Raw genomic sequence first — 21,019 nt, 5'->3', positions numbered from 1 at the left:
CTGTGGCACAAGACGTGCTGACTGACCTCAAGAAGGTCCGCAATATCGGCATCATGGCTCACATCGATGCCGGCAAGACCACTACCACCGAGCGCATCTTGTTCTACACGGGTGTGAACCACAAGCTGGGCGAGACCCACGACGGCGCCTCGACCACCGACTGGATGGAACAGGAAAAGGAACGCGGCATCACCATTACCTCCGCCGCGGTGACCTGCTTCTGGAACGACTCCCAGATCAACATCATCGACACCCCCGGTCACGTTGACTTCACCGTCGAGGTGGAGCGCTCGTTGCGCGTCCTCGACGGCGCCGTTGCCGTGTTCGATGGCAAGGAAGGCGTTGAGCCCCAGTCGGAGACCGTGTGGCGTCAGGCTGACAAGTACAACGTTCCTCGTATCTGCTTCGTCAACAAGATGGACAAGCTGGGCGCGGACTTCTACTTCACCGTCTCCACCATTGTGGATCGTCTGGGTGCCAAGCCGCTGGTGATGCAGCTGCCGATTGGCGCTGAGAACGACTTCATCGGTGTCGTCGACCTGATTTCGATGAAGGCCCTGGTGTGGGAAGGCGACGCCAAGGGCGACGTTTCCCTGGGTGCCAGCTACGAAACCCGCGAGATCCCCGCCGATCTCCAGGAGAAGGCTGAGCAGTACCGCAACGAACTCGTTGAAGCCGTTGCTGAAACTTCAGAAGAGCTGATGGAAAAGTACCTCGAGGGCGAAGACCTCACCGAGGACGAGATCAAGGCCGGCGTGCGCCAGCTGACCATCAACGCAGAGGCTTACCCTGTCTTCTGTGGTTCTGCCTTCAAGAACCGCGGTGTGCAGCCGATGCTGGACGCCGTGGTGGAGTACCTCCCCAACCCGCTGGACGCTGGCGCCGTCAAGGGCCACGCCGTGGGCAACGAGGAAGAGGAGATGGAGCGCGAGGCTTCGAAGGAAGCGCCGTTCTCGGCACTGGCCTTCAAGATCGCCGCGCACCCCTTCTTCGGCCAGCTGACCTTCATCCGCGTGTACTCGGGTCGCCTCGAAGCCGGCTCGCAGATCCTCAACGCCACCAAGGGCAAGAAGGAGCGCATCGGCAAGCTGTTCCAGATGCACGCGAACAAGGAGAACCCGGTCGAAGAGGTTGTCGCCGGGCACATCTACGCGGTCATCGGCCTGAAAGACACCACCACTGGTGACACCCTGTGCGCCACCGACGCCCCGATCATCCTCGAATCCATGGAGTTCCCCGACCCGGTGATCTCCGTGGCCATCGAGCCGAAGTCGAAGGGCGACCAGGAGAAGCTCTCCACCGCTATCCAGAAGCTCTCCGCTGAGGACCCGACGTTCACCGTCAATCTCAACGAAGAGACGGGTCAGACCGAAATCGGTGGCATGGGCGAGCTGCACCTGGACGTGCTCGTTGACCGCATGAAGCGCGAATTCCGCGTGGAGGCCAACGTCGGCAAGCCGCAGGTGGCCTACCGCGAGACCATCCGTCGCAAGGTGGAGAAGCTCGACTACACCCACAAGAAGCAGACCGGTGGTTCCGGCCAGTTCGCGAAGGTGCAGGTCACCTTCGAGCCGCTGGAGTCGGAAGACGGCGAGATGTACGAGTTCGTGAATGCGGTCACCGGTGGCCGCATCCCGCGCGAATACATCCCCTCCGTGGACCAGGGCATCCAGTCTGCCATGCAGTTCGGTGTTCTCGCCGGCTACCCGGTCGTCGGTGTCAAGGCCACTCTGGTCGATGGCGCATACCACGACGTTGACTCTTCGGAGATGGCGTTCAAGCTTGCAGGTAGCCAGGTCTTCAAGGAAGGCATGCGCAAGGCCAACCCGGTTCTTCTCGAGCCGGTCATGAAGGTCGAGGTGCGTACCCCTGAGGAGTACATGGGCGATGTCATCGGTGACCTGAACTCCCGCCGTGGCCAGATCCAGTCGATGGAAGATGCCGCTGGTGTGAAGGTGGTCAAGGCCAACGTGCCGCTCTCGGAGATGTTCGGCTACATCGGTGACCTGCGTTCCCGCACCCAGGGTCGCGCGGTATACTCAATGTCCTTCGACTCCTACGCTGAGGTCCCGAAGGCCGTGGCCGACGAGATCGTCCAGAAGAACAGCGGCGAGTGATCCTCGCGATCATTCGCTGAAAATAGCTTGTGAGGCTCGGTGGCGGTTCGCCGCCACCGAGCTGAAACAGGAGGGATTCTCCGCACTCCGGAGGAGAGTTTCATCCCAGGACTTTCGGTCCGGTCCGACAGGACGGCCCGATAGCCGTCACCCGGACCGGTCCTGAAATCCGGAGATTTAGAAATCAGTAACACCCGACAGTAGACTGGACACGAATCAGTTCGCCACGAGCGGCTGTATCACCTTCTTTCAGTCGAACAGTTCTAGGAGGAATCTGTGTCGAAGGCAAAGTTCGAGCGGACGAAGCCGCACGTCAACATCGGTACCATTGGCCACGTTGACCACGGTAAGACCACGCTGACCGCTGCTATCTCAAAGGTCCTGTACGACAAGTACCCGGACCTGAACGAAGCACGCGACTTCGCAACCATCGACTCCGCGCCGGAAGAGCGCCAGCGCGGTATCACCATCAACATCTCCCACGTGGAGTACCAGACCGAAAAGCGTCACTACGCTCACGTTGACGCCCCCGGTCACGCCGACTACATCAAGAACATGATCACCGGTGCCGCCCAGATGGACGGCGCGATCCTCGTTGTTGCCGCTACCGACGGCCCGATGGCTCAGACCCGTGAGCACGTTCTGCTGGCCCGCCAGGTTGGCGTTCCGGCGCTGCTGGTTGCTCTGAACAAGTCCGACATGGTCGAGGACGAAGAGCTGCTCGAGCTGGTGGAGATGGAAGTTCGCGAGCTGCTTTCCTCCCAGGAGTTCGACGGCGACGATGCCCCCGTGCACCGCGTCTCCGCTCTGAAGGCCCTCGAAGGCGACGCCGAGTGGGTCAAGTCCGTTGAGGACCTGATGAACTCCGTCGACGAGTACATCCCGGACCCGGTTCGTGACAAGGACAAGCCGTTCCTGATGCCGATCGAGGACGTCTTCACCATCACCGGTCGCGGTACCGTGGTCACCGGTCGTGCAGAACGCGGCACCCTGGCCATCAACTCCGAGGTTGAGATCGTGGGTATCCGCGACCTGCAGAAGACCACCGTTACCGGTATCGAGATGTTCCACAAGCAGCTCGACGAGGCATGGGCCGGCGAGAACTGTGGCCTGCTGCTTCGCGGTCTGAAGCGCGAGGACGTGGAGCGCGGTCAGGTTGTTGTGGCCCCCGGCTCCATCACCCCGCACACCGGGTTCGAGGCGAACGTCTACATCCTGTCCAAGGACGAGGGTGGCCGTCACAACCCGTTCTACTCGAACTACCGCCCGCAGTTCTACTTCCGCACCACCGACGTCACCGGCGTCATCACGCTGCCTGAGGGCACCGAGATGGTTATGCCCGGCGACACCACCGAAATGTCGGTCGAGCTGATCCAGCCGATCGCCATGGAAGAAGGCCTCGGCTTCGCTATCCGTGAGGGTGGCCGTACCGTTGGTTCAGGCCGCGTCACCAAGATCACCAAGTGATCTAGCGTATAGCGCGCCGCGACCCCCGTAGTCTTAGGACTGCGGGGGTCGCGGCTTTAATGTGGAAAACCCTCCCGTAGTCTCGATCTGTTCTACTACAGTGAATGAAAGATCAACGACGGCAGGGCGTGCGGTTCACTGGCGCCCGAACAGGCAGGGTGGTTCCATAGGTGGTCCTCTTCATCCTCGGTGGGCTGGTTGGTGCACTCATCACGTATTTGGTGGTCCGCGCTCGTGCGAAGACCGCCGCCACGAATCACCAGGAACTCTTGCGTCGTCGCATGGCGCAAGCATGGCAAGAGGGTCACGACGCCGCATGGCAGGGGAGTCGCCCCGAGGCTCCGACCTCACCCGAACCCCTGAATGCTTCACCGCAGGTTGCTGATTGCGCAGTAGAGTCCGGTCCGGCCCTGGCACGGGCGGCACCGCCTATGACGACAGCGCCACCACCTGTTCCTAGCGGCTCTGCGCCAGACACATCGGCCCCAGCCATGGTTCCAGGGGGCGCGCCAACAGGAGTAGGCGCCGCGACTGTTCCACTGCAACGGCATCATGCCACGGTAGACCCTGAAGCCGGAGCACGACGCCAGCGACGCAACATCAACATCACGCTCTACATCGCAGCACTGTTGATCGTGGCGGCATCCGCCCTCTTCCTCACCTCCACACTGCCGCACACCGCCCGCATGGTCGGAATCCTGTGTTTGATCGGACTTTTCTACGCGGGCGGCTTGATTCTGCATCGGGTGAGTGTGGTCTTGCGGCCGGCGGCACTGGCCTTCACCGGAACCGGGCTCGCCATGATTCCGTTGGCCGGGGTGGCACTAGACCAGCTGGGCCTCAATAACCCCGCGCTATCGTGGTTGATCACCTCAGTCCTCGGCCTGATCCTGATGGTCATTGCTGCCGAGCGGTTTGACTCGCGAGTCGCCGTCTACCTGACCATGCCGTTTGTGATTTCGGTTTCATTGTCGGTCGGTGCCGTGCTGCAACGCGGAATGGTGTGGGGACTGCTCCTCACCATCTTCGTCAGCGTGGCCATGACATGGTTGGGCAGGAACGCTCGTTCCAGTACGTACCACCCCACCAGATGGGACCGCTACCGAGGAGCGATGCACCAGACACACATGCTGTTGGTGCCAGCGATCATTGCGGCAACACTCGTGCTTGGCTTCTCACTCCCCGCGCGTGAGGTTCTTGCCCTGCTCCTGGCAGCTGCCGCCTACTACGTCAACGCGGCGGCTGTGCTTTCGTCACCACGAGCCCGCCTGTGGCAGACCTATGCAGCTCGCGTCTTGGTCACCCTTGCGTTCATCCCCGCGGGTTCAGTGTTGAACTGGTCCTGGTCGGCGACCGTTGCGCTGCTCGGAGGCATTCTGCTCGTCCAATCCGTGCTGGTTCTTTCCGCCCGTCGTTGGAACGTGCTGCAAGAGAGTCGATTCACCCCTACTGGTGTGGGGGCACTGCGTGACGCCGGTGTGTGCTTTGGCGTAGCCGTCTTCATTGGCTTAGCCGCACGCGGAGGTGCACTCTTCGACACCGGCACGTGGATGATCGACGGTCTGGTTATCACCCTGGTCCTGGTAGCGATCGGATATACCGTGATTCACGGCCGCGCAGAACAGGCCGCAAGTTTTCATCTCGCCATGTTGGGCGTTATGGTCCTCGCCACGGTGCCGGTGTGGGTCGACTCGTCCGGTCATGGTTGGCTTCAACAGTCAGCGGCAGCGGGTATAGCCCTGGGCGCGCTTGGTCATCGCTATCGTCGTCGCAGTGATAACGCGACCTCTGAGGTGCGTTGGGACCGCTGGTGGGCACTACAGTTAGCGGCGGTCGCGCTGATTCTCTTACTGTGGATGCTGTCGAGAACCATGGAGATGCCGTCTAGTCATGCGCAGATTATTGCCGGGCTGCTCGTCATGGTTTGGGCATGTGTCTCCCTGTTGATTCCGGCGCATGATCTACCCGGCCGTGGCGCCCCGGAAGCCGCGTGGGGTAGCTTCGCCGGGGTCTCGATGTGGTTGATGCAAGCTGGCCTGTACACCTCCGTCGACGTACTCGACCTGGGTACCGCTGGCGGCTGGTTGCTGGTGGGCATCGTGATGGTCTTGTTCACGTGCGCGACGGTGCGGTTGCGAGCTCGCAATCATGGCTCGCAATGGGCGTTGATGGTGGTGCCGACCGTGATGGCATGGGCGATTTTGCCGTATCTGTACGGACACGACCTGGTGTTCACCGGCGTTGGAGTCTGGACGTTGATTGCTGCTTGGCTCTGGCTCATTGCTCTTCTCCCTTCGGTGGGGCTCATGCAGCCACTGCGTCGTGTTGGCGTTTGGGGCGCGTTGATTGTCGCACTGATCACGGTGCCGCATTTGGTTGATGAATTAGGGGCTGCCGGTTCGTGGATCCGCATTGCTCTTGCGGCAACCGCCGTCGGCATCCTACTGGCCTACCGATATGTGAACATCGAGCTGATACCGGTGATTCACCGGAATGTGGCTGGCGGACTCTTGCTCATGATGACTGTGATGCTCTGGTTTATCGAGGTCGGGTCTGGCCAGGACCGACTTGCCGCGGTGCTGATCGCCGGGTTCATGAGCGCATACTTCGTCTTGATTGAACGCCGTTGGGGACCGGTCTGGTGCGCCGTGATCAGCGGTACGTTCCTGACGGTGAGCTTGAGTCCGGTTCTCGACCTGTCCAACGGGCCCTTGCGCGATGCTGTCTTCCCCGCCTTCGTGCTCGCTCCGTTGCTCTGGGCGCTCACGATCACTGCCGCCGTGGTGGACCTGCGGTTGCGTCGTACTTCCACCTCGACGGTGCCAGCAAGTGCAGAAAGGAAAGTCGGGGAGTGGCTGATGGCTCCCGTGATCTCTGCGGTCGCCTGGTTGCTCGGTGCCATGGTCAGCGTCGACCATGTTGAGTCCGTCGCAGACTGGGGATGGATGCTCCTCGGTCTGGTGGCATTTCCATTCGTTGTCTTGATTTTTGCCCGATCCCGGAACGTCTCCATCCTGGTACCCGTGGCGGCGGCCATCGGAGCGGTGGCCACGCTCGCCGGTGTGAGCTGGTGGGGCGAATACGGGATGCTTTGGGGCAGTGACTGGGATGCTGGTCTGAGATTCGCCCTAGTTCATATGGTGTCCGCTCTGCTGATGGTGCTTGTTGGTCGAGCGGTATCGATTCCCCAGACCTGGGCTGTTCCCTTAATGGGCACCGCGATCCGTCCGGTGATGATGTTCCTTCGTTCAGGCGCTCTCGGGCTACTTCTTGGAGGTGCTGTTGCATTATGGGCATCACCGGATCACCCCGCTTTGACGATCCTTGCGGTGCTCCTGGCGTTGGTCGCCGGTTGGTTGATCGCCCTCCACATTGCACGGGTCGGATGGAGCTGGGGGCCGGAGCAGGCGGATCTTCCGTCACCGCTGCAGAACAGAAATATCCACGACATCGCTATGGCCTGGAGCCTTCTGAACCTCAGTATCGCTGCTGACCAGCTGACCGATCCCCACTTCGAAGGAGCCGTCTGGTGGATTATCTCCGGGGCCAGCTTCGCAATGATCGGTTGGGGACTCCGCCATCACCTTCAGCGGGCCGACGGGGAGCGCATCAGGATCATGATCTGGTGGTACGCAGGCATGACAGTGTTTACGGTGAACGCTACGGTCGTGATTGCCGAACCAACTGCGGCCCGTCAGCTTGCAGTCATTATCTGCTTCGCGGCCTTCATCGCCATCGGGCTGATCGTCCGCGACCGGATTACGTTGGTCTGGGGCGCCGTGGGAGTCGGCCTGTCGATTCTCTATTACCTGCGGTGGTTGCCGTACCTCTGGCTGGGTGCTCTCGGCGTCGCACTTATCGTTTTGGCGATTTGGCAGCTCAAGCGGCTCAGCCGGCAACGAAGCAGTCAGCAAGATGATCGAAACACCACGATCATGTCGTAAGGTAGTTGCATGGAGACTCTGGTCTGGCTGCTCGTCATCTTCGTGGTGATCGCAGGTGGCGTGTGGGCAGTGGTTAAACTGCGCCGCACTTTCAGTAAAGAGATCGAGCGCGCCAAACGCATCCAGAAGGCTAACCGTAACGGTCAATAGCCCAGAATCCGGGGGATTGCGAGCGACAATTGCCTGATCCTCGCCAAGATTCGCGTCAACGGCGAAGTTCTGTCATACTAGACAGGTTGCTCTCGGTGAGTCGTGCCCGCTGTTTGGCTGGTACAGGGCTCGCGAGCGATGACAATATCCCCACATGATCAGGCTGTCGAAGCCAGCGTGACTGAAAAACGCTATGCGACACGCCCGACCGCGTGGGTCGATGACTTGGCAGGGCGAGGAACCCGTTTCTACGGATTCGGCCTGCGCAAGGAAAATACAAGCGCGAGCTAGAGTTCTGAACTTCACCTCGCGTACACAGGGACAGGTACGGACTACAAGTACGAAAGAGGCATGACGCCATGGCGGGACAGAAAATCCGCATCCGGCTGAAGTCGTATGATCACGAAGTGATCGACACTTCCGCCCGGAAGATCGTTGACACGGTCACACGCGCAGGCGCGACGGTAGTGGGCCCAGTGCCGCTGCCGACGGAAAAGAACGTCTACTGCGTGATCCGCTCTCCCCACAAGTACAAGGACAGCCGCGAGCACTTTGAGATGCGCACTCACAAGCGCCTCATCGACATCGTGGACCCGACTCCGAAGGCCGTCGACTCGCTGATGCGTTTGGACCTGCCCGCGGACGTCAATATCGAAATCAAGCTCTAAGAGGGAGGTGCTGAGAAAACTATGACCGCTATCCGGAATATCAAAGGACTGCTGGGCACGAAGCTCGGCATGACCCAGGTCTGGGACGACGCCAACAACGTCATCCCGGTCACCGTGGTTAAGGCTGAGCCCAACGTGATCACTCAGCTGCGCAATGAAGAAACCGATGGCTACACCGCCGTGCAGATTGCCTACGGGCAGATCGACCCGCGCAAGGTGACCAAGCCGTTGGCCGGCCACTTCGAAAAGGCTGGCGTCACCCCGCGCCGGCACGTGGTCGAAATCCGTACCGCCGACGCAGCTGACTACACCCTGGGCCAGGACCTCACGGTGGAAATCTTCGAAGCTGGCCAGAAGGTCGACGTCACCGCCAACAGCAAGGGCAAGGGTTTTGCCGGTGCGATGAAGCGTCACGGCTTCGCAGGCGTCGGTGCGTCCCACGGTCAGCACAAGAACCACCGCAAGCCCGGCTCTGTCGGTGGCGCTGCCACCCCGGGCCGCGTCTTCAAGGGTCAGCGCATGCCTGGTCGCATGGGCAACGCCCGTACCACCACCCAGAATCTGACTCTTCACGGCATCGACGTGGAGAACAACCTGCTGCTGATCAAGGGCGCCGTTCCCGGTCCTAAGGGCCGCATTGTTCTGGTCCGCACCGCAGTGAAGGGAGCATGAGCACATGGCTACCAATGTCAAGAAGGTCACTGTGGACCTGCCCTCTGAGATCTTCGACGTGCAGGCGAATGTTCCGCTGATGCACCAGGTCGTTGTGGCTCAGCTGGCAGCTGCCCGCCAGGGCACCCACAAGACCAAGACCCGCGGTGAGGTGTCCGGTGGCGGTCGCAAGCCGTTCCGCCAGAAGGGCACCGGCCGCGCACGTCAGGGTTCGACTCGTGAACCGCAGATGACCGGTGGTGGTGTCGTCCACGGTCCGGTTCCGCGCGATTACTCGCAGCGTACCCCCAAGAAGATGAAGGCCGCCGCTCTGCGCGGTGCCCTGTCGGATCGCGCTCGCAACGGTCGCGTCCACGTGATCGAGGAGCTCGTCAGCGGCACTCCCTCGACCAAGGCTGCTAAGGCAGTTCTGGCCGAGCTGGGTGAAGGCCGCAAGAACTTCCTGGTCGTCATCGATCGTCAGGACGATGTCGCAGCACTCAGCGCACGCAACCTGCCCAAGGTGCACACGCTGTACTCGGACCAGCTCAACACCTACGACGTGCTGATCTCCGACGATGTCGTCTTCACTCGCCCCGCTTTTGAGGCCTTCGTGGCCGCAGCAGAAGCCAAGAAGGAGGCAGCCAAGTGAGCGGCAGCATCAACAAAGACCCCCGCGACGTGATCATTCAGCCCGTCGTGTCGGAAAAGAGCTACGGCCTCATCGATGAAGGTAAGTACACCTTCCTCGTGGACCCGCGCTCAAACAAGACTGAGATCAAGCTGGCCGTCGAGAAGATTTTCGACGTCAAGGTGAGCTCCGTCAACACCATCAACCGTGCCGGGAAGCGCAAGCGCACCCGCTTTGGCTGGGGTGCCCGTAAGAACACCAAGCGGGCCATCATCACGCTGAAGGAAGGCACCATCGACATCTTCGGAGGTCCGGCCGTCTGACGACGTCCGGAGACCACTTAATCGAGGAAAGTATCTATGGGAATCCGCAAATACAAGCCGACTACCCCGGGCCTGCGTGGCTCGTCGGTAGCCGACTTCGCAGAAATCACTCGGAGCACTCCGGAAAAGTCGCTTCTTCGTCCTTTGACGAAGACCGGCGGACGGAACAACTCCGGTAAGATCACGACCCGCCATAAGGGCGGCGGACATAAGCGTCAGTACCGGCTGATCGACTTCCGCCGTCACGACAAGGACGGCGTGCCGGCGAAGGTCGCTCATATCGAGTACGACCCCAACCGTACGGCTCGCATCGCCCTCCTGCACTACGTCGATGGCACCAAGCGCTACATCCTGGCTCCAGCCAAGCTGAAGCAGGGCGACGCCGTTGAAGCCGGCCCTAACGCCGACATCAAGCCTGGCAACAACCTGCCACTGCGCAACATCCCTCTCGGCACGGTGATCCACGCTGTGGAGCTGCGTCCCGGTGGCGGTGCCAAGATGGCCCGTTCCGCTGGCGCATCCATCCAGCTGGTCGCTCGTGAAGGCAAGTTCGCCCAGCTGCGTCTGCCCTCCGGCGAAATCCGCAACGTTGACGTGCGCTGCCGCGCTACCGTCGGCGAGGTTGGCAACGCCGAGCAGTCGAACATCAACTGGGGTAAGGCCGGCCGTATGCGGTGGAAGGGCGTTCGCCCGACCGTCCGCGGTGTTGTCATGAACCCGGTCGACCACCCGCACGGTGGCGGTGAGGGTAAGACCTCCGGTGGTCGCCACCCGGTCAACCCGAACGGCAAGCCCGAAGGCCGCACCCGTCGTCCCAACAAGGAAAGCGACAAGCTCATTGTGCGTCGCCGTCGTACTGGCAAGAACAAGCGATAGGAGCTGACCAGAGATGCCACGCAGCCTCAAGAAGGGTCCCTTCGTCGATCAGCACCTCTACCTGAAGGTTCTTGCTGAGAACGAAAAGGGCACCAAGAACGTCATCAAGACCTGGTCCCGCCGGTCGATGATCATCCCGGACATGCTCGGCCACACCATCGCCGTGCACGACGGCCGCAAGCATGTGCCGGTGTTCGTCACCGAGTCCATGGTTGGACACAAACTGGGCGAGTTCGCCCCCACGCGGACTTTCCGCGGCCATGTGAAGGACGACAGGAAGGGCCGCCGCTGATTCAGCGGTGCGTTCTTCGGTCATTCGAGAAATTCGAAAGAGGAATAGCAATGGAAGCCAAGGCAATTGCGCGCTACCTGCGTGTAACGCCGATGAAGGCCCGGCGCGTCGTCAATCTTGTCCGTGGCAAGCAGGCGAACGAAGCCCTGGCCATCCTGAAGTTCGCCCCGCAGGGCGCTTCGGAGCCGGTATACAAACTGGTCGCATCCGCTGTGGCCAACGCGCGGACCAAGGCAGATCGCGACGGTCTCGCATTCAATGAGGACGAGCTGTTCATCAGCGAAGCCTACGTCGATGAAGGTCCGACCATGAAGCGGTTCCAGCCGCGTGCTCAGGGTCGTGCCTACCGCATCAACAAGCGCACCAGCCACGTCACCGTGGTCGTTGCGACCGAGGAAGAGAAAGGTGGGGTCAAGTAAATGGGTCAGAAGATCAACCCGAACGGATTCCGCCTCGGCATCACCACCGACCACGTCTCGCACTGGTTTGCTGACTCCAACCAGGAAGGCCAGCGCTACAGCGACTTCCTGAAGGAAGACGTGAAGATCCGCGAGCTGATGACCGACGGCATGGAGCGCGCCGGCATCTCCAAGGTGGAAATCGAGCGTACCCGAGACCGCGTGCGTGTGGATGTCCACACCGCCCGTCCCGGCATCGTGATCGGTCGCCGTGGCGCGGAAGCAGATCGTATTCGTCGCGAGCTCGAGAAGCTCACCTCGAAGCAGATTCAGCTGAACATTCTCGAGGTCAAGAACCCCGAGGTGGACGCACAGCTGGTGGCGCAGGGTGTCGCTGAGCAGCTCGCATCTCGCGTGGCTTTCCGCCGTGCGATGAAGAAGTCGATTCAGTCGGCCATGCGTGCCGGCGCTCAGGGTATTCGTATCCAGTGCGCTGGTCGTCTCGGCGGCGCTGAAATGTCTCGCTCGGAGTTCTACCGCGAAGGTCGCGTGCCGCTGCACACCTTGCGTGCGAACATCGACTTCGGCAAATTCGAAGCAAAGACGACCTTCGGCCGCATTGGTGTGAAGGTCTGGATCTACAAGGGCGACCTGACCGCCAAGGAACTGGCTGCGAAGGAAGCTGCTGCTCCTTCCGGTCGTGGCCGCGGCGGTGAGCGCCGTGGTGGTGGCGGAGAGCGTCGTCGTCGTAACGACCGCGGTGCCCGCGGTGTTGCAGGCCAGGCAGGTGCGCAGGACAGCGCATCGGCATCGGCTCAGCCCGCCGCCGCAACTGAAGGAGGCAACGCCTGATGTTGATTCCTCGTCGAGTCAAGCACCGTAAGCAGCACCACCCCAAGCGCGGTGGAGCTGCTAAGGGTGGCACCCAGGTTACCTTCGGTGAATGGGGTATCCAGGCCATGGGCCCGGCCTATGTCACCAACCGTCAGATCGAAGCAGCTCGTATCGCCATGACCCGCTACATCAAGCGTGGCGGTAAGGTCTGGATCACGATCTTCCCGGATCGCCCGCTCACCAAGAAGCCTGCCGAAGTCCGTATGGGTTCCGGTAAGGGTTCTGTGGAGTTCTGGGTGGCCAACGTCAAGCCGGGTCGCGTTCTGTTCGAGCTCTCCGGCGTTTCCGAAGAGGTTGCCCGCGAAGCACTGCGTCTGGCGATCCACAAGCTGCCGCTGAAGGCACGCATTATTCGCCGAGAGGGTGGTGAGTGATCATGGCAGTCGGTTCGAAGGAGCTGAACGTTGAAGCACTAGACGGCTTCGACAACGCCCGTCTGCAGGAAGAGCTGAAGAAGGCCAAAGCCGAGCTGTTCAACCTGCGTTTCCAGTCGGCTACCGGTCAGCTGGACAACAACGGCCGCCTCAAGGTCGTCAAGCGCGATATCGCTCGCATCTACACGTTGCTGCGTGAGCGCGAGCTGGGTATCCGTGAGAACGTCGAAGCCCCGGCTGAAGACGTCAAGGAAGAGAAGAAGAGCCGTGGACGTAAGTCTGCCGCGAAGAAAGCTGAAAAGGCTGAGGAGGATGCAGAGTGACTGATTCCGCTAACAACACCGCAGCCGACGCAGCACAGGAGCGCGGCTACCGTAAGTCCCTGCGTGGCATCGTCGTCTCGGACAAGATGGACAAGACCATCGTCGTCGAGGTCGAGGATCGCAAGAAGCACGCGCTGTACGGCAAGATCATGCGCCAGACCAAGCGCGTGAAGGCTCACGACGAAGAGAACACCGCCGGTATCGGCGACCACGTTCTCCTTGCCGAGACTCGCCCGCTGTCAGCGACGAAGCGCTGGCGTCTGGCTGAGATCACCGAGCGCGCCAAGTAAGGCACACATCGTTCTCAGCTGATTCACGAAGGCCCTGGACCGAGATTTCGGTGCAGGGCCTTCGTGCTGTAGACTAGTGTCCCTGTGCGCCTTTGTTGGCGGGCCTATCCACCCCGCAAGCCAAGGGTTTCGCACATACTCCCGCCGGCGGCCTCGGCCCTGCCCTGCGGGGACCGTCTCATCAAGATGCGGATCTTCTGATGGATCCTAGGCTTGCTGAGGCAGCGGTCCTTTCGCCCAAGGGGCAGGGGTAAGCAGCCTGGGAGACATCAAATGAAGTTCCGCAAGGCTCATCTGAAACTCGGATGAGAACCAGCGAGACGCAAGGAGTAATCGAGTGATTCAGCAGGAGTCGCGGCTCAAGGTCGCCGACAACACTGGTGCCAAGGAGATCTTGACCATCCGTGTTCTCGGGGGATCCGGACGCCGCTACGCAGGCATCGGCGACGTCATCGTCGCCACCGTAAAAGACGCAATTCCTGGCGGCAACGTCAAGAAAGGCGACGTCGTGAAGGCAGTTGTGGTGCGTACGCGCAAGCAGCGCCGCCGTCCCGACGGTTCCTACATTCGTTTTGACGAGAACGCAGCCGTCATTCTGCGTCAGGACAACGAACCCCGCGGTACCCGTATCTTCGGTCCCGTTGGTCGTGAACTGCGCGACAAGCGTTTCATGCGCATCGTGTCTCTGGCACCGGAGGTGATCTGACATGGCGAAGATCAAAAAGGACGACCTCGTTCAGGTCATTTCCGGCAAGGACCGCGGTAAGCAGGGCAAAGTGCTTCGCGTGTTCCCGGCACAGGAGCGTGTTCTCGTCGAAGGCGTGAACCGCGTGACCAAGCACCTGCGTGCTGGTCAAGACAACAATGGTTCCACTGAAGGCGGCCTGCAGGTCGTTGAGGCGCCGCTTCACATCTCCAACGTTGCTGTCGTCGACCCGGAGACCAAGAAGCCAACCCGCGTGGGCTACCGCTTCGAGACTGTTGAGAAGAACGGCGTGGAGAAGACCGTCAAGGTCCGCTACGCCAAGGCCTCCGGAAAGGAGCTGTGATGACTGAGGTTCAGACTGAGACCACCGCAGCACCGAAGGTCACCCCTCGGCTCAAGGTGAAGTACCGCGAGCAGATCACTGCTCAGATGCAGGACAAGTTCAACTACGAGAACGTCATGCAGGTTCCCGGCCTGGTGAAGGTCGTTGTGAACATGGGTGTCGGCGAGGCAGCTCGCGACTCCAAGGTGATCGACGGCGCCATCAAGGATCTGACCGCTATTACCGGTCAGAAGCCCCAGGTGACCCGTGCTCGTAAGTCCATTGCCCAGTTCAAGCTCCGTGAAGGAATGCCCATCGGTACGCATGCAACCCTGCGTGGCGACCGCATGTGGGAATTCCTGGATCGTCTGGTCACGCTGGCTCTGCCGCGTATTCGTGACTTCCGCGGGCTGAACCCGAAGCAGTTCGACGGCAACGGTAACTACACCTTTGGTCTGTCCGAGCAATCCGTCTTCCACGAAATCGATCAGGACAAGATCGACCGCGTGCGCGGTATGGACATCACTGTGGTGACCACCGCTAAGACCAACGAGGAAGGCGAGGCGCTGTTGCGCGCTCTGGGCTTCCCGTTCAAGAACGAACAGTAAATCCTCTACGTTACAGGTCCCATCCGGTGAACCGGTCCGGGAAACCGTAGCGAGAAAGGGCATGAAGCCCACATGACGATGACCGATCCCGTCGCAGACATGCTGACACGTCTGCGCAACGCAAACTCGGCCTCCCACGACTCCGTGTCGATGCCATCTTCCAAATTGAAGGTGCGGCTGGCCGAGATCCTCAAGAACGAGGGTTACATCAGCGATTGGAAAGAAGAAGCTGCAGAGGTTGGCAAGACCCTCAGCATCGAGCTGAAGTTCGGACCGCAGCGCGAGCGTGCCATCGCTGGCCTGCGCCGTATCTCCAAGCCCGGGCTGCGCGTCTACGCAAAGTCGACCAACCTGCCGCACGTGCTCGGCGGACTGGGTATTGCCATTCTGTCGACTTCCTCCGGTCTGCTGACCGACCGCCAGGCTGCAAAGAAGGGCGTGGGTGGGGAAGTCCTCGCCTACGTCTGGTAAACGGATAGACGGAAGAGAGGCAAACACATATGTCACGTATTGGACGTCTTCCGATCACCGTGCCGTCAGGCGTAGAGGTGAAGATCGACGGCGCTGATGTCAGTGTCAAGGGTCCCAAGGGCGAACTCGCCCACACTATTGATCGTCCCATCGAGGCTACCCTCGAAGAGGGAACGATCACGGTGACCCGGCCTGACGATGAGCGCGAGTCCCGTGCACTGCACGGGCTGACCCGTACTCTGATCAACAACATGATCATCGGTGTCACCGAGGGTTACTCCAAGCAGCTCGAAATCATCGGCACCGGTTACCGCGTGCTGGCGAAGGGTTCCGACCTCGAGTTCGCTCTGGGCTACTCTCACCCCATTTCTGTCCCGGCTCCCGAAGGCATCTCCTTCCAGGTCGAGGGCAACAAGGTGACCGTTACCGGCATCGACAAGCAGAAGGTTGGCGAAACCGCTGCGAACATCCGCAAACTGCGTAAGACCGAACCCTACAAGGGCAAGGGCATCCGCTACGTGGGTGAGCAGGTTCGCCGCAAGGCCGGAAAGGCAGGTAAGTAATGTCCACGTTGACTGTAAAGGGCAAGGGCAAGAACGCCTCCCGTTCGCGCCGTCATCTGCGTGTTCGCAAGCGCATCACCGGCACTGCGGCTCGTCCGCGTCTGGTGGTCAACCGCTCCTCGCGTCACATGTTCGTCCAAGTCGTCGACGACACCAAGGGCATCACCTTGGCCTCGGCATCGACCATGGAAGCCGACGTGCGTGCACTGGAGGGCGACAAGTCCGCCAAGTCCCGCAAGGTAGGCGAACTTGTCGCTGAGCGTGCCAAGGCTGCTGGCGTCTCTGCTGTGGTCTTCGACCGCGGAGGAAACAAGTACCACGGACGCGTTGCAGCTGTTGCTGAGGGCGCCCGGGAAGGTGGGCTGGAGCTGTGACCGAGAATAACAACGAGAAGGACGCTCAGGTGACCGAAGCCACCGAGAACACCGCTGCAAATCAAGAGTCAGTGTCCGAGACCTCAGCCGGTTCCGAGAGCCAGAACACCGATCGTGGTGGACGTGGTTCCGGCCGTGGCGCAGGTCGTGGCGGCCGTGGCGGTCGCGACGAGCGTGGCGGACGCAACAACTCCCGTGAGGATGACCGCGACAAGTTCCTCGAGCGCGTCGTGGCCATCAACCGCGTGTCCAAGGTTGTGAAGGGTGGACGTCGTTTCTCCTTCACCGCTCTGGTGGTCGTCGGTGACGGTGACGGCATGGTTGGCGTCGGCTACGGCAAGGCCAAGGAAGTTCCGGCCGCTATCGCTAAGGGTGTGGAAGAGGCTAAGAAGTCCTTCTTCCGCGTTCCTCGCGTGGGTTCCACGATTCCGCACCTGGTGCAGGGTGAAGACGCCGCTGGTGTTGTCCTCCTGCGTCCGGCGTCCCCGGGTACCGGTGTGATCGCCGGCGGTCCGGTGCGTGCGGTACTGGAGTGCGCTGGCATTCACGATGTGCTGTCCAAGTCCATGGGTTCCGTGAACGCGATCAACATCGTGCGCGGCACCGTGGATGCCCTGAAGAAGCTCGAAGAGCCTGCAGCCGTGGCAGCTCGTCGCGGCAAGGCCCTTGACGAGGTTGCCCCGCACGCGATGCTGCGCACGATCGAGGCCGACCGCGCCAAAAAGAGCGCAGAGAAGGCAGGTGCGTCAAATGGCTGATCTGATCACCACCCCGAAGAACCTGGTTGCCAGCGATGCAACGCTGGAGATTACCCAGATCAAGTCCCAGTCGGGACGCAAGTTCAAGCACCGGGAGACACTGCGCTCGCTCGGCCTGAAGCGGATCGGTCACACCGTGACGCGTAAGGCTGACGCGGCCACCGTTGGCATGGTTAACACCGTGTCTCACCTGGTGAAGGTTGAGGAGGTCAACAATGGCTGAGCAGGCTGAGAATGGCCAGGACGCGTTGAAGGTCCACGACCTGCGCCCGGCTCCGGGCTCACGCAAGTCCAAGCTGCGGTACGGCCGTGGCGAAGGTGGCAAGGGCGGCAAGACTGCCGGCCGTGGTACCAAGGGCACCAAGGCACGGTACCAGGTGCCTGCAGGCTTCGAAGGTGGGCAGCTGCCGCTGCACATGCGCCTTCCGAAGCTGCGCGGTTTCAAGAACCCGTTCCGCACCGAGTACCAGGTTGTGAACCTGGACAAGCTCTCTGCCACGTTCCCCGAGGGCGGCGACGTCACCGTGGAGACTCTGGTGGAGAAGGGACTCGTGCGCAAGAACCAGCCCGTCAAGGTGCTGGGCTCGGGCGACATCACGGTGGCTGTGAACGTGAAGGCTGACGCCTTCTCCGCTTCGGCTATCGAGAAGATCCAGGCTGCAGGCGGTTCCACCGAAACGGTGTGACCCTCTGAACAGTAGGGTGTGACCCTCGATCGACCGACTATTTCGTCGGCACGATCGAGGGTCGCCTCATTTAACGGTAGAATCGGCGATGGTGCTTTTTGCACCTGCTTTTGTTGGAGCTATCGAACAACCTCGAGTCTGGCTCTGCCGAGCTGACCGCTTTCCACACGTCACCAGGAGGACGCTTGTTCAGCACGATTGCCAGAGTCTTTAAGACTCCCGATCTGCGACGCAAGATCTGGTTCACTATCGGAATCATTATTGTGTACCGCATCGGAGCCTTCATCCCTTCCCCAGGGGTGGACTACGGCAACGTACAGATGTGTCTTGCTCAGGGTGAAACCCAGGGCGGGTTGTACTCGTTTGTGAACATGTTCTCCGGTGGAGCCATGTTGCAGGTCTCGATCTTTGCCCTCGGCATCATGCCGTACATCACCGCGGCGATCATCGTGCAGCTGCTCCGCGTCGTGATCCCGCGCTTCGAAGCGCTGCAGAAGGAAGGCCCTCAGGGTCAGGCCAAGCTCACCCAGTACACGCGCTACCTCACCATCGCCCTGGCGGCGCTCAACGCGACTACCCTGGTTTCGTTGGCGCGGACCGGCGCGCTGTTGAACTGTAATCTGCCAATCGTTCCGAACGATAACCTCTGGACGATCATGCTGATGATCATCACCTTGATCGCCGGTACTGCTTTGATCATGTGGCTGGGTGAACAGATCACTGAACGCGGAGTGGGCAACGGTATGTCGCTGCTCATCTTCGTCTCCATCGCTGCTGGCTTCCCGGCAGGCCTGGGCCAGATCTGGACGACTCAGGGCTGGCGCACCTTCATGATCGTGCTGTTGGTCGGCCTCCTGACAATCGCTCTGGTGGTTTTTGTCGAAGACTCGCAGCGTCGTATCCCCGTCCAGTATGCAAAGCGTCAGATCGGACGTCGTACCGTCGGCGGAACCACGACCTACATTCCGATCAAGGTCAACATGGCCGGTGTGATTCCGGTGATTTTCGCATCGTCGATCCTGATGCTTCCGCAGATCTTGATTCAGTTCAATCAGCCGGACCCCACTTCTGGCGAACAGCCGGCGGAATGGGTTATTTGGTTGCAGCAGTACTTCGGTACCGGATCCCATCCGATCTACATGCTGATGTTCTTCCTGATGACGATCTTCTTCACGTACTTCTACGTGACGATTACGTTCAACCCGCAGGACATCGCCGACAACATGAAGCGCTACGGAGGATTCATCCCCGGGATCCGCGCCGGTCGGCCGACCGTGCAGTACCTCGAGTACGTCATCTCGCGCATCACCTTCTTCGGCGCCCTGTACCTGGGCTGCCTTGCACTGATTCCGTTGATCGCATTCGTGCTGATCAACGCCAACCAGAACTTCCCGTTCGGTGGTACCTCGATCCTGATTATGGTCGGTGTGGCACTCCAGACGGTGAAGCAGATCAACGCTCAGATGGAACAACGAAACTACGAGGGATTGCTGCGCTGAAACACACAGGCATGCCCGAAGACCAAGCAGTAGAGGATAGGACAAGTCATGACTCGTATGCTCATCATGGGCCCTCCGGGGTCAGGTAAAGGTACCCAGGCCGCACGTATTGCGGACAAGATGGGAATCGTTGCCATCTCCACCGGCGATATCTTCCGGTACAACGTCAAAGAACTGACTGATCTTGGCAAGGAAGCAAAGAAGTACATCGACAACGGTGACTTTGTTCCTGATGACGTCACCAACCGTATGGTGGAAGACCGCATCAAGCAGCCAGATGCCGCCAACGGATTCTTGCTCGACGGCTACCCGCGCACCGCGGGCCAGGTCGAGGCACTGAACGAGATGCTGAAGGCATCCGGCCACTCACTGTCCGTCGTACTCCAGCTGGAGGTGCCGGACGAAGAACTCGTGCAGCGCCTCCTGGCACGTGCAGACTCCGAAGGTCGCGCCGACGATACCTCCGAGGTCATCCAGCATCGTCTAGACCTCTACCACGAGCAGACTGCGGCCGTGATTGAGTCCTATGTGGACCAGGGCATCGTGGCAAGAGTTGATGGCACCGGTCAGATCGATGACATCACCGAGCGTCTGCTGCAGGCGGTCTACAACGTTCGTGCGCGGACAGGCACCCTGCCCGTGATCAACGCCGATAGCTGATCGGCTGAACACAGAACGCTGGGACGGCTCCGCCAGGTGCCGCCCAGCGTTCTTGCGTTATCAGAAGACGTTCTCCCGGAAAGGACCATCGACGTGTCACGCCGATCCATCGAATTGAAAAAGAACAGCCAGATGCGTCGTATGGACGAATCCGGGACCATCCTCAATCGGGCGCTTGACGCCACCATTGCGGCGGCTCAACCCGGGGTCACCACGCTTGAACTCGACAGGGTATTCGCTGATGTCCTCAGCGAGGCCGGCGCCACCTCGAACTTTCTCGGCTACTACGGTTTCCCCGCGAGCATCTGTGCCTCGGTGAATGAGGAAGTAGTTCACGGCATCCCAGGCGAACGCGTCCTGGAGCCCGGTGACGTGTTGAAGATCGACGGTGGCTGCATCGTTGACGGTTGGCATTCCGACTCTGCACGGACCGTGATCTTAGGATCCTCAGCCGACGGAACAGCTGACGCCGCCGATGAACGACTTTCCGATGTGACCCGCAAAGCGATGTGGCGGGGGATTGCCGCGTTCGCTAGCGCACGCCATATCGGTGAGATCGGCGAGGCCATCGACGACTACGTCAGCTCTCAGCCCGGCGAGCCCTTGGGAATTCTCGAAGACTATGTGGGTCACGGCATCGGCTCGGCGATGCATCAGGCACCAGACGTGTTGAACTATCGTGCCGGAATCAAGGGCGCCAAGATTAAGTCCGGTTTGTGCCTGGCTATTGAACCCATGCTCGTGCGCGGCGACATTGAAACGCAGGTTCTCAGTGATGACTGGACCGTGGTGACCGCGGATAAGTCCCGTGCCAGCCAATGGGAGCATTCGGTGGCGCGGCATGATGGTGGCATTTGGGTCCTCACCGCACCCGATGGAGGAGCTTCCGAGCTAGCCCCGCTGGGCGTGACGCCAGTACCGATCGGGGAGTAGGCTTCCGGCCTGGTTTTTGTTTTCGGGCCAGGTAGAGTAAC

27 protein-coding genes are annotated in these 21,019 nt (G+C 60.7%); all 27 read left to right on the top strand.

Annotated elements, in window-relative coordinates:
• Positions 1-2: 2 nt before the first annotated feature.
• The 27 genes from fusA to map all read left to right on the top strand — a co-directional run bounded on the left by fusA (position 3) and on the right by map (position 20,978).
• A complete protein-coding gene (fusA, locus tag P8192_RS10680; RefSeq protein ID WP_278156908.1) occupies positions 3-2,117 on the top strand; it encodes an elongation factor G in 2,115 nt (704 codons plus the stop codon).
• Positions 2,118-2,393: 276 nt separating this feature from the next.
• Positions 2,394-3,584, top strand: a complete 1,191-nt coding sequence (gene tuf, locus P8192_RS10675) for an elongation factor Tu (RefSeq protein WP_278156907.1) — start codon at positions 2,394-2,396, stop codon at positions 3,582-3,584.
• Positions 3,585-4,075: 491 nt separating this feature from the next.
• On the top strand, positions 4,076-7,528 hold the full coding sequence (locus P8192_RS10670; RefSeq protein ID WP_278156905.1) for a hypothetical protein: 3,453 nt from the start codon (positions 4,076-4,078) through the stop codon (positions 7,526-7,528).
• Between the two features lie 9 nt (positions 7,529-7,537).
• Positions 7,538-7,678, top strand: a complete 141-nt coding sequence (locus P8192_RS10665; RefSeq protein WP_278156903.1) for a hypothetical protein — start codon at positions 7,538-7,540, stop codon at positions 7,676-7,678.
• Between the two features lie 359 nt (positions 7,679-8,037).
• Positions 8,038-8,346: a 30S ribosomal protein S10 gene (gene rpsJ / locus P8192_RS10660; RefSeq protein ID WP_119423456.1), complete on the top strand. Its 309-nt coding sequence runs from the start codon at positions 8,038-8,040 to the stop codon at positions 8,344-8,346.
• 21 nt (positions 8,347-8,367) lie between these two features.
• On the top strand, positions 8,368-9,018 hold the full coding sequence (gene rplC / locus P8192_RS10655) for a 50S ribosomal protein L3 (protein ID WP_270104686.1): 651 nt from the start codon (positions 8,368-8,370) through the stop codon (positions 9,016-9,018).
• 4 nt (positions 9,019-9,022) lie between these two features.
• Positions 9,023-9,649: a 50S ribosomal protein L4 gene (gene rplD, locus P8192_RS10650; protein WP_278156899.1), complete on the top strand. Its 627-nt coding sequence runs from the start codon at positions 9,023-9,025 to the stop codon at positions 9,647-9,649.
• Complete coding sequence (rplW, locus tag P8192_RS10645) at positions 9,646-9,951, top strand: 50S ribosomal protein L23 (RefSeq protein ID WP_270104688.1); 306 nt, start codon at positions 9,646-9,648, stop codon at positions 9,949-9,951. Before rplD ends, rplW begins: the two co-directional genes overlap by 4 nt.
• Before the next feature lie 36 nt (positions 9,952-9,987).
• The gene (gene rplB, locus P8192_RS10640) at positions 9,988-10,827 is read left to right on the top strand and encodes a 50S ribosomal protein L2 (protein WP_278156897.1); all 840 of its coding nucleotides are present in this window, start codon (positions 9,988-9,990) and stop codon (positions 10,825-10,827) included.
• Positions 10,828-10,840: 13 nt separating this feature from the next.
• Positions 10,841-11,119 (top strand): 30S ribosomal protein S19, encoded by a 279-nt coding sequence (rpsS, locus tag P8192_RS10635; protein WP_270104690.1) that lies wholly within the window; start codon positions 10,841-10,843, stop codon positions 11,117-11,119.
• 50 nt (positions 11,120-11,169) lie between these two features.
• On the top strand, positions 11,170-11,538 hold the full coding sequence (gene rplV / locus P8192_RS10630) for a 50S ribosomal protein L22 (protein WP_270104691.1): 369 nt from the start codon (positions 11,170-11,172) through the stop codon (positions 11,536-11,538).
• A complete protein-coding gene (rpsC, locus tag P8192_RS10625) occupies positions 11,539-12,369 on the top strand; it encodes a 30S ribosomal protein S3 (RefSeq protein ID WP_278156893.1) in 831 nt (276 codons plus the stop codon).
• Positions 12,369-12,785 carry a 50S ribosomal protein L16 gene (gene rplP / locus P8192_RS10620; protein ID WP_270104693.1) on the top strand — a complete coding sequence of 139 codons (417 nt, stop codon included), beginning with the start codon at positions 12,369-12,371 and terminating at the stop codon, positions 12,783-12,785. Before rpsC ends, rplP begins: the two co-directional genes overlap by 1 nt.
• Before the next feature lie 2 nt (positions 12,786-12,787).
• Complete coding sequence (rpmC, locus tag P8192_RS10615) at positions 12,788-13,108, top strand: 50S ribosomal protein L29 (RefSeq protein WP_270104694.1); 321 nt, start codon at positions 12,788-12,790, stop codon at positions 13,106-13,108.
• On the top strand, positions 13,105-13,398 hold the full coding sequence (rpsQ, locus tag P8192_RS10610; RefSeq protein WP_270104695.1) for a 30S ribosomal protein S17: 294 nt from the start codon (positions 13,105-13,107) through the stop codon (positions 13,396-13,398). The genes rpmC and rpsQ overlap by 4 nt, the downstream gene beginning before the upstream one ends.
• Positions 13,399-13,735: 337 nt before the next feature.
• A complete protein-coding gene (rplN, locus tag P8192_RS10605) occupies positions 13,736-14,104 on the top strand; it encodes a 50S ribosomal protein L14 (RefSeq protein WP_270104696.1) in 369 nt (122 codons plus the stop codon).
• 1 nt (position 14,105) lies between these two features.
• Positions 14,106-14,447: a 50S ribosomal protein L24 gene (gene rplX / locus P8192_RS10600; protein ID WP_270104697.1), complete on the top strand. Its 342-nt coding sequence runs from the start codon at positions 14,106-14,108 to the stop codon at positions 14,445-14,447.
• Complete coding sequence (gene rplE, locus P8192_RS10595; RefSeq protein WP_270104698.1) at positions 14,447-15,034, top strand: 50S ribosomal protein L5; 588 nt, start codon at positions 14,447-14,449, stop codon at positions 15,032-15,034. Before rplX ends, rplE begins: the two co-directional genes overlap by 1 nt.
• Before the next feature lie 72 nt (positions 15,035-15,106).
• Entirely contained in the window at positions 15,107-15,505 is a 399-nt protein-coding gene (gene rpsH / locus P8192_RS10590) for a 30S ribosomal protein S8 (RefSeq protein ID WP_270104699.1), read from the top strand.
• 29 nt (positions 15,506-15,534) lie between these two features.
• A complete protein-coding gene (gene rplF / locus P8192_RS10585) occupies positions 15,535-16,068 on the top strand; it encodes a 50S ribosomal protein L6 (RefSeq protein ID WP_278156889.1) in 534 nt (177 codons plus the stop codon).
• The gene (rplR, locus tag P8192_RS10580; protein WP_270104701.1) at positions 16,068-16,442 is read left to right on the top strand and encodes a 50S ribosomal protein L18; all 375 of its coding nucleotides are present in this window, start codon (positions 16,068-16,070) and stop codon (positions 16,440-16,442) included. The genes rplF and rplR overlap by 1 nt, the downstream gene beginning before the upstream one ends.
• Complete coding sequence (gene rpsE / locus P8192_RS10575) at positions 16,439-17,200, top strand: 30S ribosomal protein S5 (protein ID WP_270104702.1); 762 nt, start codon at positions 16,439-16,441, stop codon at positions 17,198-17,200. The genes rplR and rpsE overlap by 4 nt, the downstream gene beginning before the upstream one ends.
• Positions 17,193-17,423 (top strand): 50S ribosomal protein L30, encoded by a 231-nt coding sequence (gene rpmD, locus P8192_RS10570; RefSeq protein WP_270104703.1) that lies wholly within the window; start codon positions 17,193-17,195, stop codon positions 17,421-17,423. Before rpsE ends, rpmD begins: the two co-directional genes overlap by 8 nt.
• Positions 17,416-17,886, top strand: a complete 471-nt coding sequence (gene rplO, locus P8192_RS10565) for a 50S ribosomal protein L15 (RefSeq protein WP_270104704.1) — start codon at positions 17,416-17,418, stop codon at positions 17,884-17,886. Before rpmD ends, rplO begins: the two co-directional genes overlap by 8 nt.
• A 185-nt stretch (positions 17,887-18,071) precedes the next feature.
• Positions 18,072-19,385, top strand: a complete 1,314-nt coding sequence (gene secY / locus P8192_RS10560) for a preprotein translocase subunit SecY (protein ID WP_270104705.1) — start codon at positions 18,072-18,074, stop codon at positions 19,383-19,385.
• Between the two features lie 48 nt (positions 19,386-19,433).
• Positions 19,434-20,045 (top strand): adenylate kinase, encoded by a 612-nt coding sequence (locus tag P8192_RS10555; RefSeq protein ID WP_270104706.1) that lies wholly within the window; start codon positions 19,434-19,436, stop codon positions 20,043-20,045.
• Between the two features lie 87 nt (positions 20,046-20,132).
• A complete protein-coding gene (gene map, locus P8192_RS10550) occupies positions 20,133-20,978 on the top strand; it encodes a type I methionyl aminopeptidase (protein ID WP_278159801.1) in 846 nt (281 codons plus the stop codon).
• The last annotated feature ends 41 nt before the right edge of the window (positions 20,979-21,019 follow it).

It is taken from the genome of Citricoccus muralis (assembly GCF_029637705.1).
In the GTDB taxonomy this organism is placed as follows: domain Bacteria; phylum Actinomycetota; class Actinomycetes; order Actinomycetales; family Micrococcaceae; genus CmP2.
The sequence above is the reverse complement of the archived record's forward strand: the minus strand, read 5'-3'. Positions and strand labels throughout refer to the sequence as shown.

What these genes read in the sequence shown, in the direction of transcription:
- rplD (WP_278156899.1), top strand. Translation starts at nt 9,023, where the DNA reads ATGGCTACCAATGTCAAGAAGGTCACTGTGGACCTGCCCTCTGAGATC.
- rpsJ (WP_119423456.1), top strand. Translation starts at nt 8,038, where the DNA reads ATGGCGGGACAGAAAATCCGCATCCGGCTGAAGTCGTATGATCACGAA.
- rplX (WP_270104697.1), top strand. Translation starts at nt 14,106, where the DNA reads ATGGCGAAGATCAAAAAGGACGACCTCGTTCAGGTCATTTCCGGCAAG.
- P8192_RS10670 (WP_278156905.1), top strand. Translation starts at nt 4,076, where the DNA reads ATGGTTCCAGGGGGCGCGCCAACAGGAGTAGGCGCCGCGACTGTTCCA.
- rplO (WP_270104704.1), top strand. Translation starts at nt 17,416, where the DNA reads ATGGCTGAGCAGGCTGAGAATGGCCAGGACGCGTTGAAGGTCCACGAC.
- rplR (WP_270104701.1), top strand. Translation starts at nt 16,068, where the DNA reads ATGTCCACGTTGACTGTAAAGGGCAAGGGCAAGAACGCCTCCCGTTCG.
- rplC (WP_270104686.1), top strand. Translation starts at nt 8,368, where the DNA reads ATGACCGCTATCCGGAATATCAAAGGACTGCTGGGCACGAAGCTCGGC.
- rplF (WP_278156889.1), top strand. Translation starts at nt 15,535, where the DNA reads ATGTCACGTATTGGACGTCTTCCGATCACCGTGCCGTCAGGCGTAGAG.
- rpsH (WP_270104699.1), top strand. Translation starts at nt 15,107, where the DNA reads ATGACGATGACCGATCCCGTCGCAGACATGCTGACACGTCTGCGCAAC.
- rplE (WP_270104698.1), top strand. Translation starts at nt 14,447, where the DNA reads ATGACTGAGGTTCAGACTGAGACCACCGCAGCACCGAAGGTCACCCCT.
- rpmC (WP_270104694.1), top strand. Translation starts at nt 12,788, where the DNA reads ATGGCAGTCGGTTCGAAGGAGCTGAACGTTGAAGCACTAGACGGCTTC.
- P8192_RS10555 (WP_270104706.1), top strand. Translation starts at nt 19,434, where the DNA reads ATGACTCGTATGCTCATCATGGGCCCTCCGGGGTCAGGTAAAGGTACC.
- P8192_RS10665 (WP_278156903.1), top strand. Translation starts at nt 7,538, where the DNA reads ATGGAGACTCTGGTCTGGCTGCTCGTCATCTTCGTGGTGATCGCAGGT.
- rplP (WP_270104693.1), top strand. Translation starts at nt 12,369, where the DNA reads ATGTTGATTCCTCGTCGAGTCAAGCACCGTAAGCAGCACCACCCCAAG.
- rpsS (WP_270104690.1), top strand. Translation starts at nt 10,841, where the DNA reads ATGCCACGCAGCCTCAAGAAGGGTCCCTTCGTCGATCAGCACCTCTAC.
- rpmD (WP_270104703.1), top strand. Translation starts at nt 17,193, where the DNA reads ATGGCTGATCTGATCACCACCCCGAAGAACCTGGTTGCCAGCGATGCA.
- rplV (WP_270104691.1), top strand. Translation starts at nt 11,170, where the DNA reads ATGGAAGCCAAGGCAATTGCGCGCTACCTGCGTGTAACGCCGATGAAG.
- rpsC (WP_278156893.1), top strand. Translation starts at nt 11,539, where the DNA reads ATGGGTCAGAAGATCAACCCGAACGGATTCCGCCTCGGCATCACCACC.
- rplB (WP_278156897.1), top strand. Translation starts at nt 9,988, where the DNA reads ATGGGAATCCGCAAATACAAGCCGACTACCCCGGGCCTGCGTGGCTCG.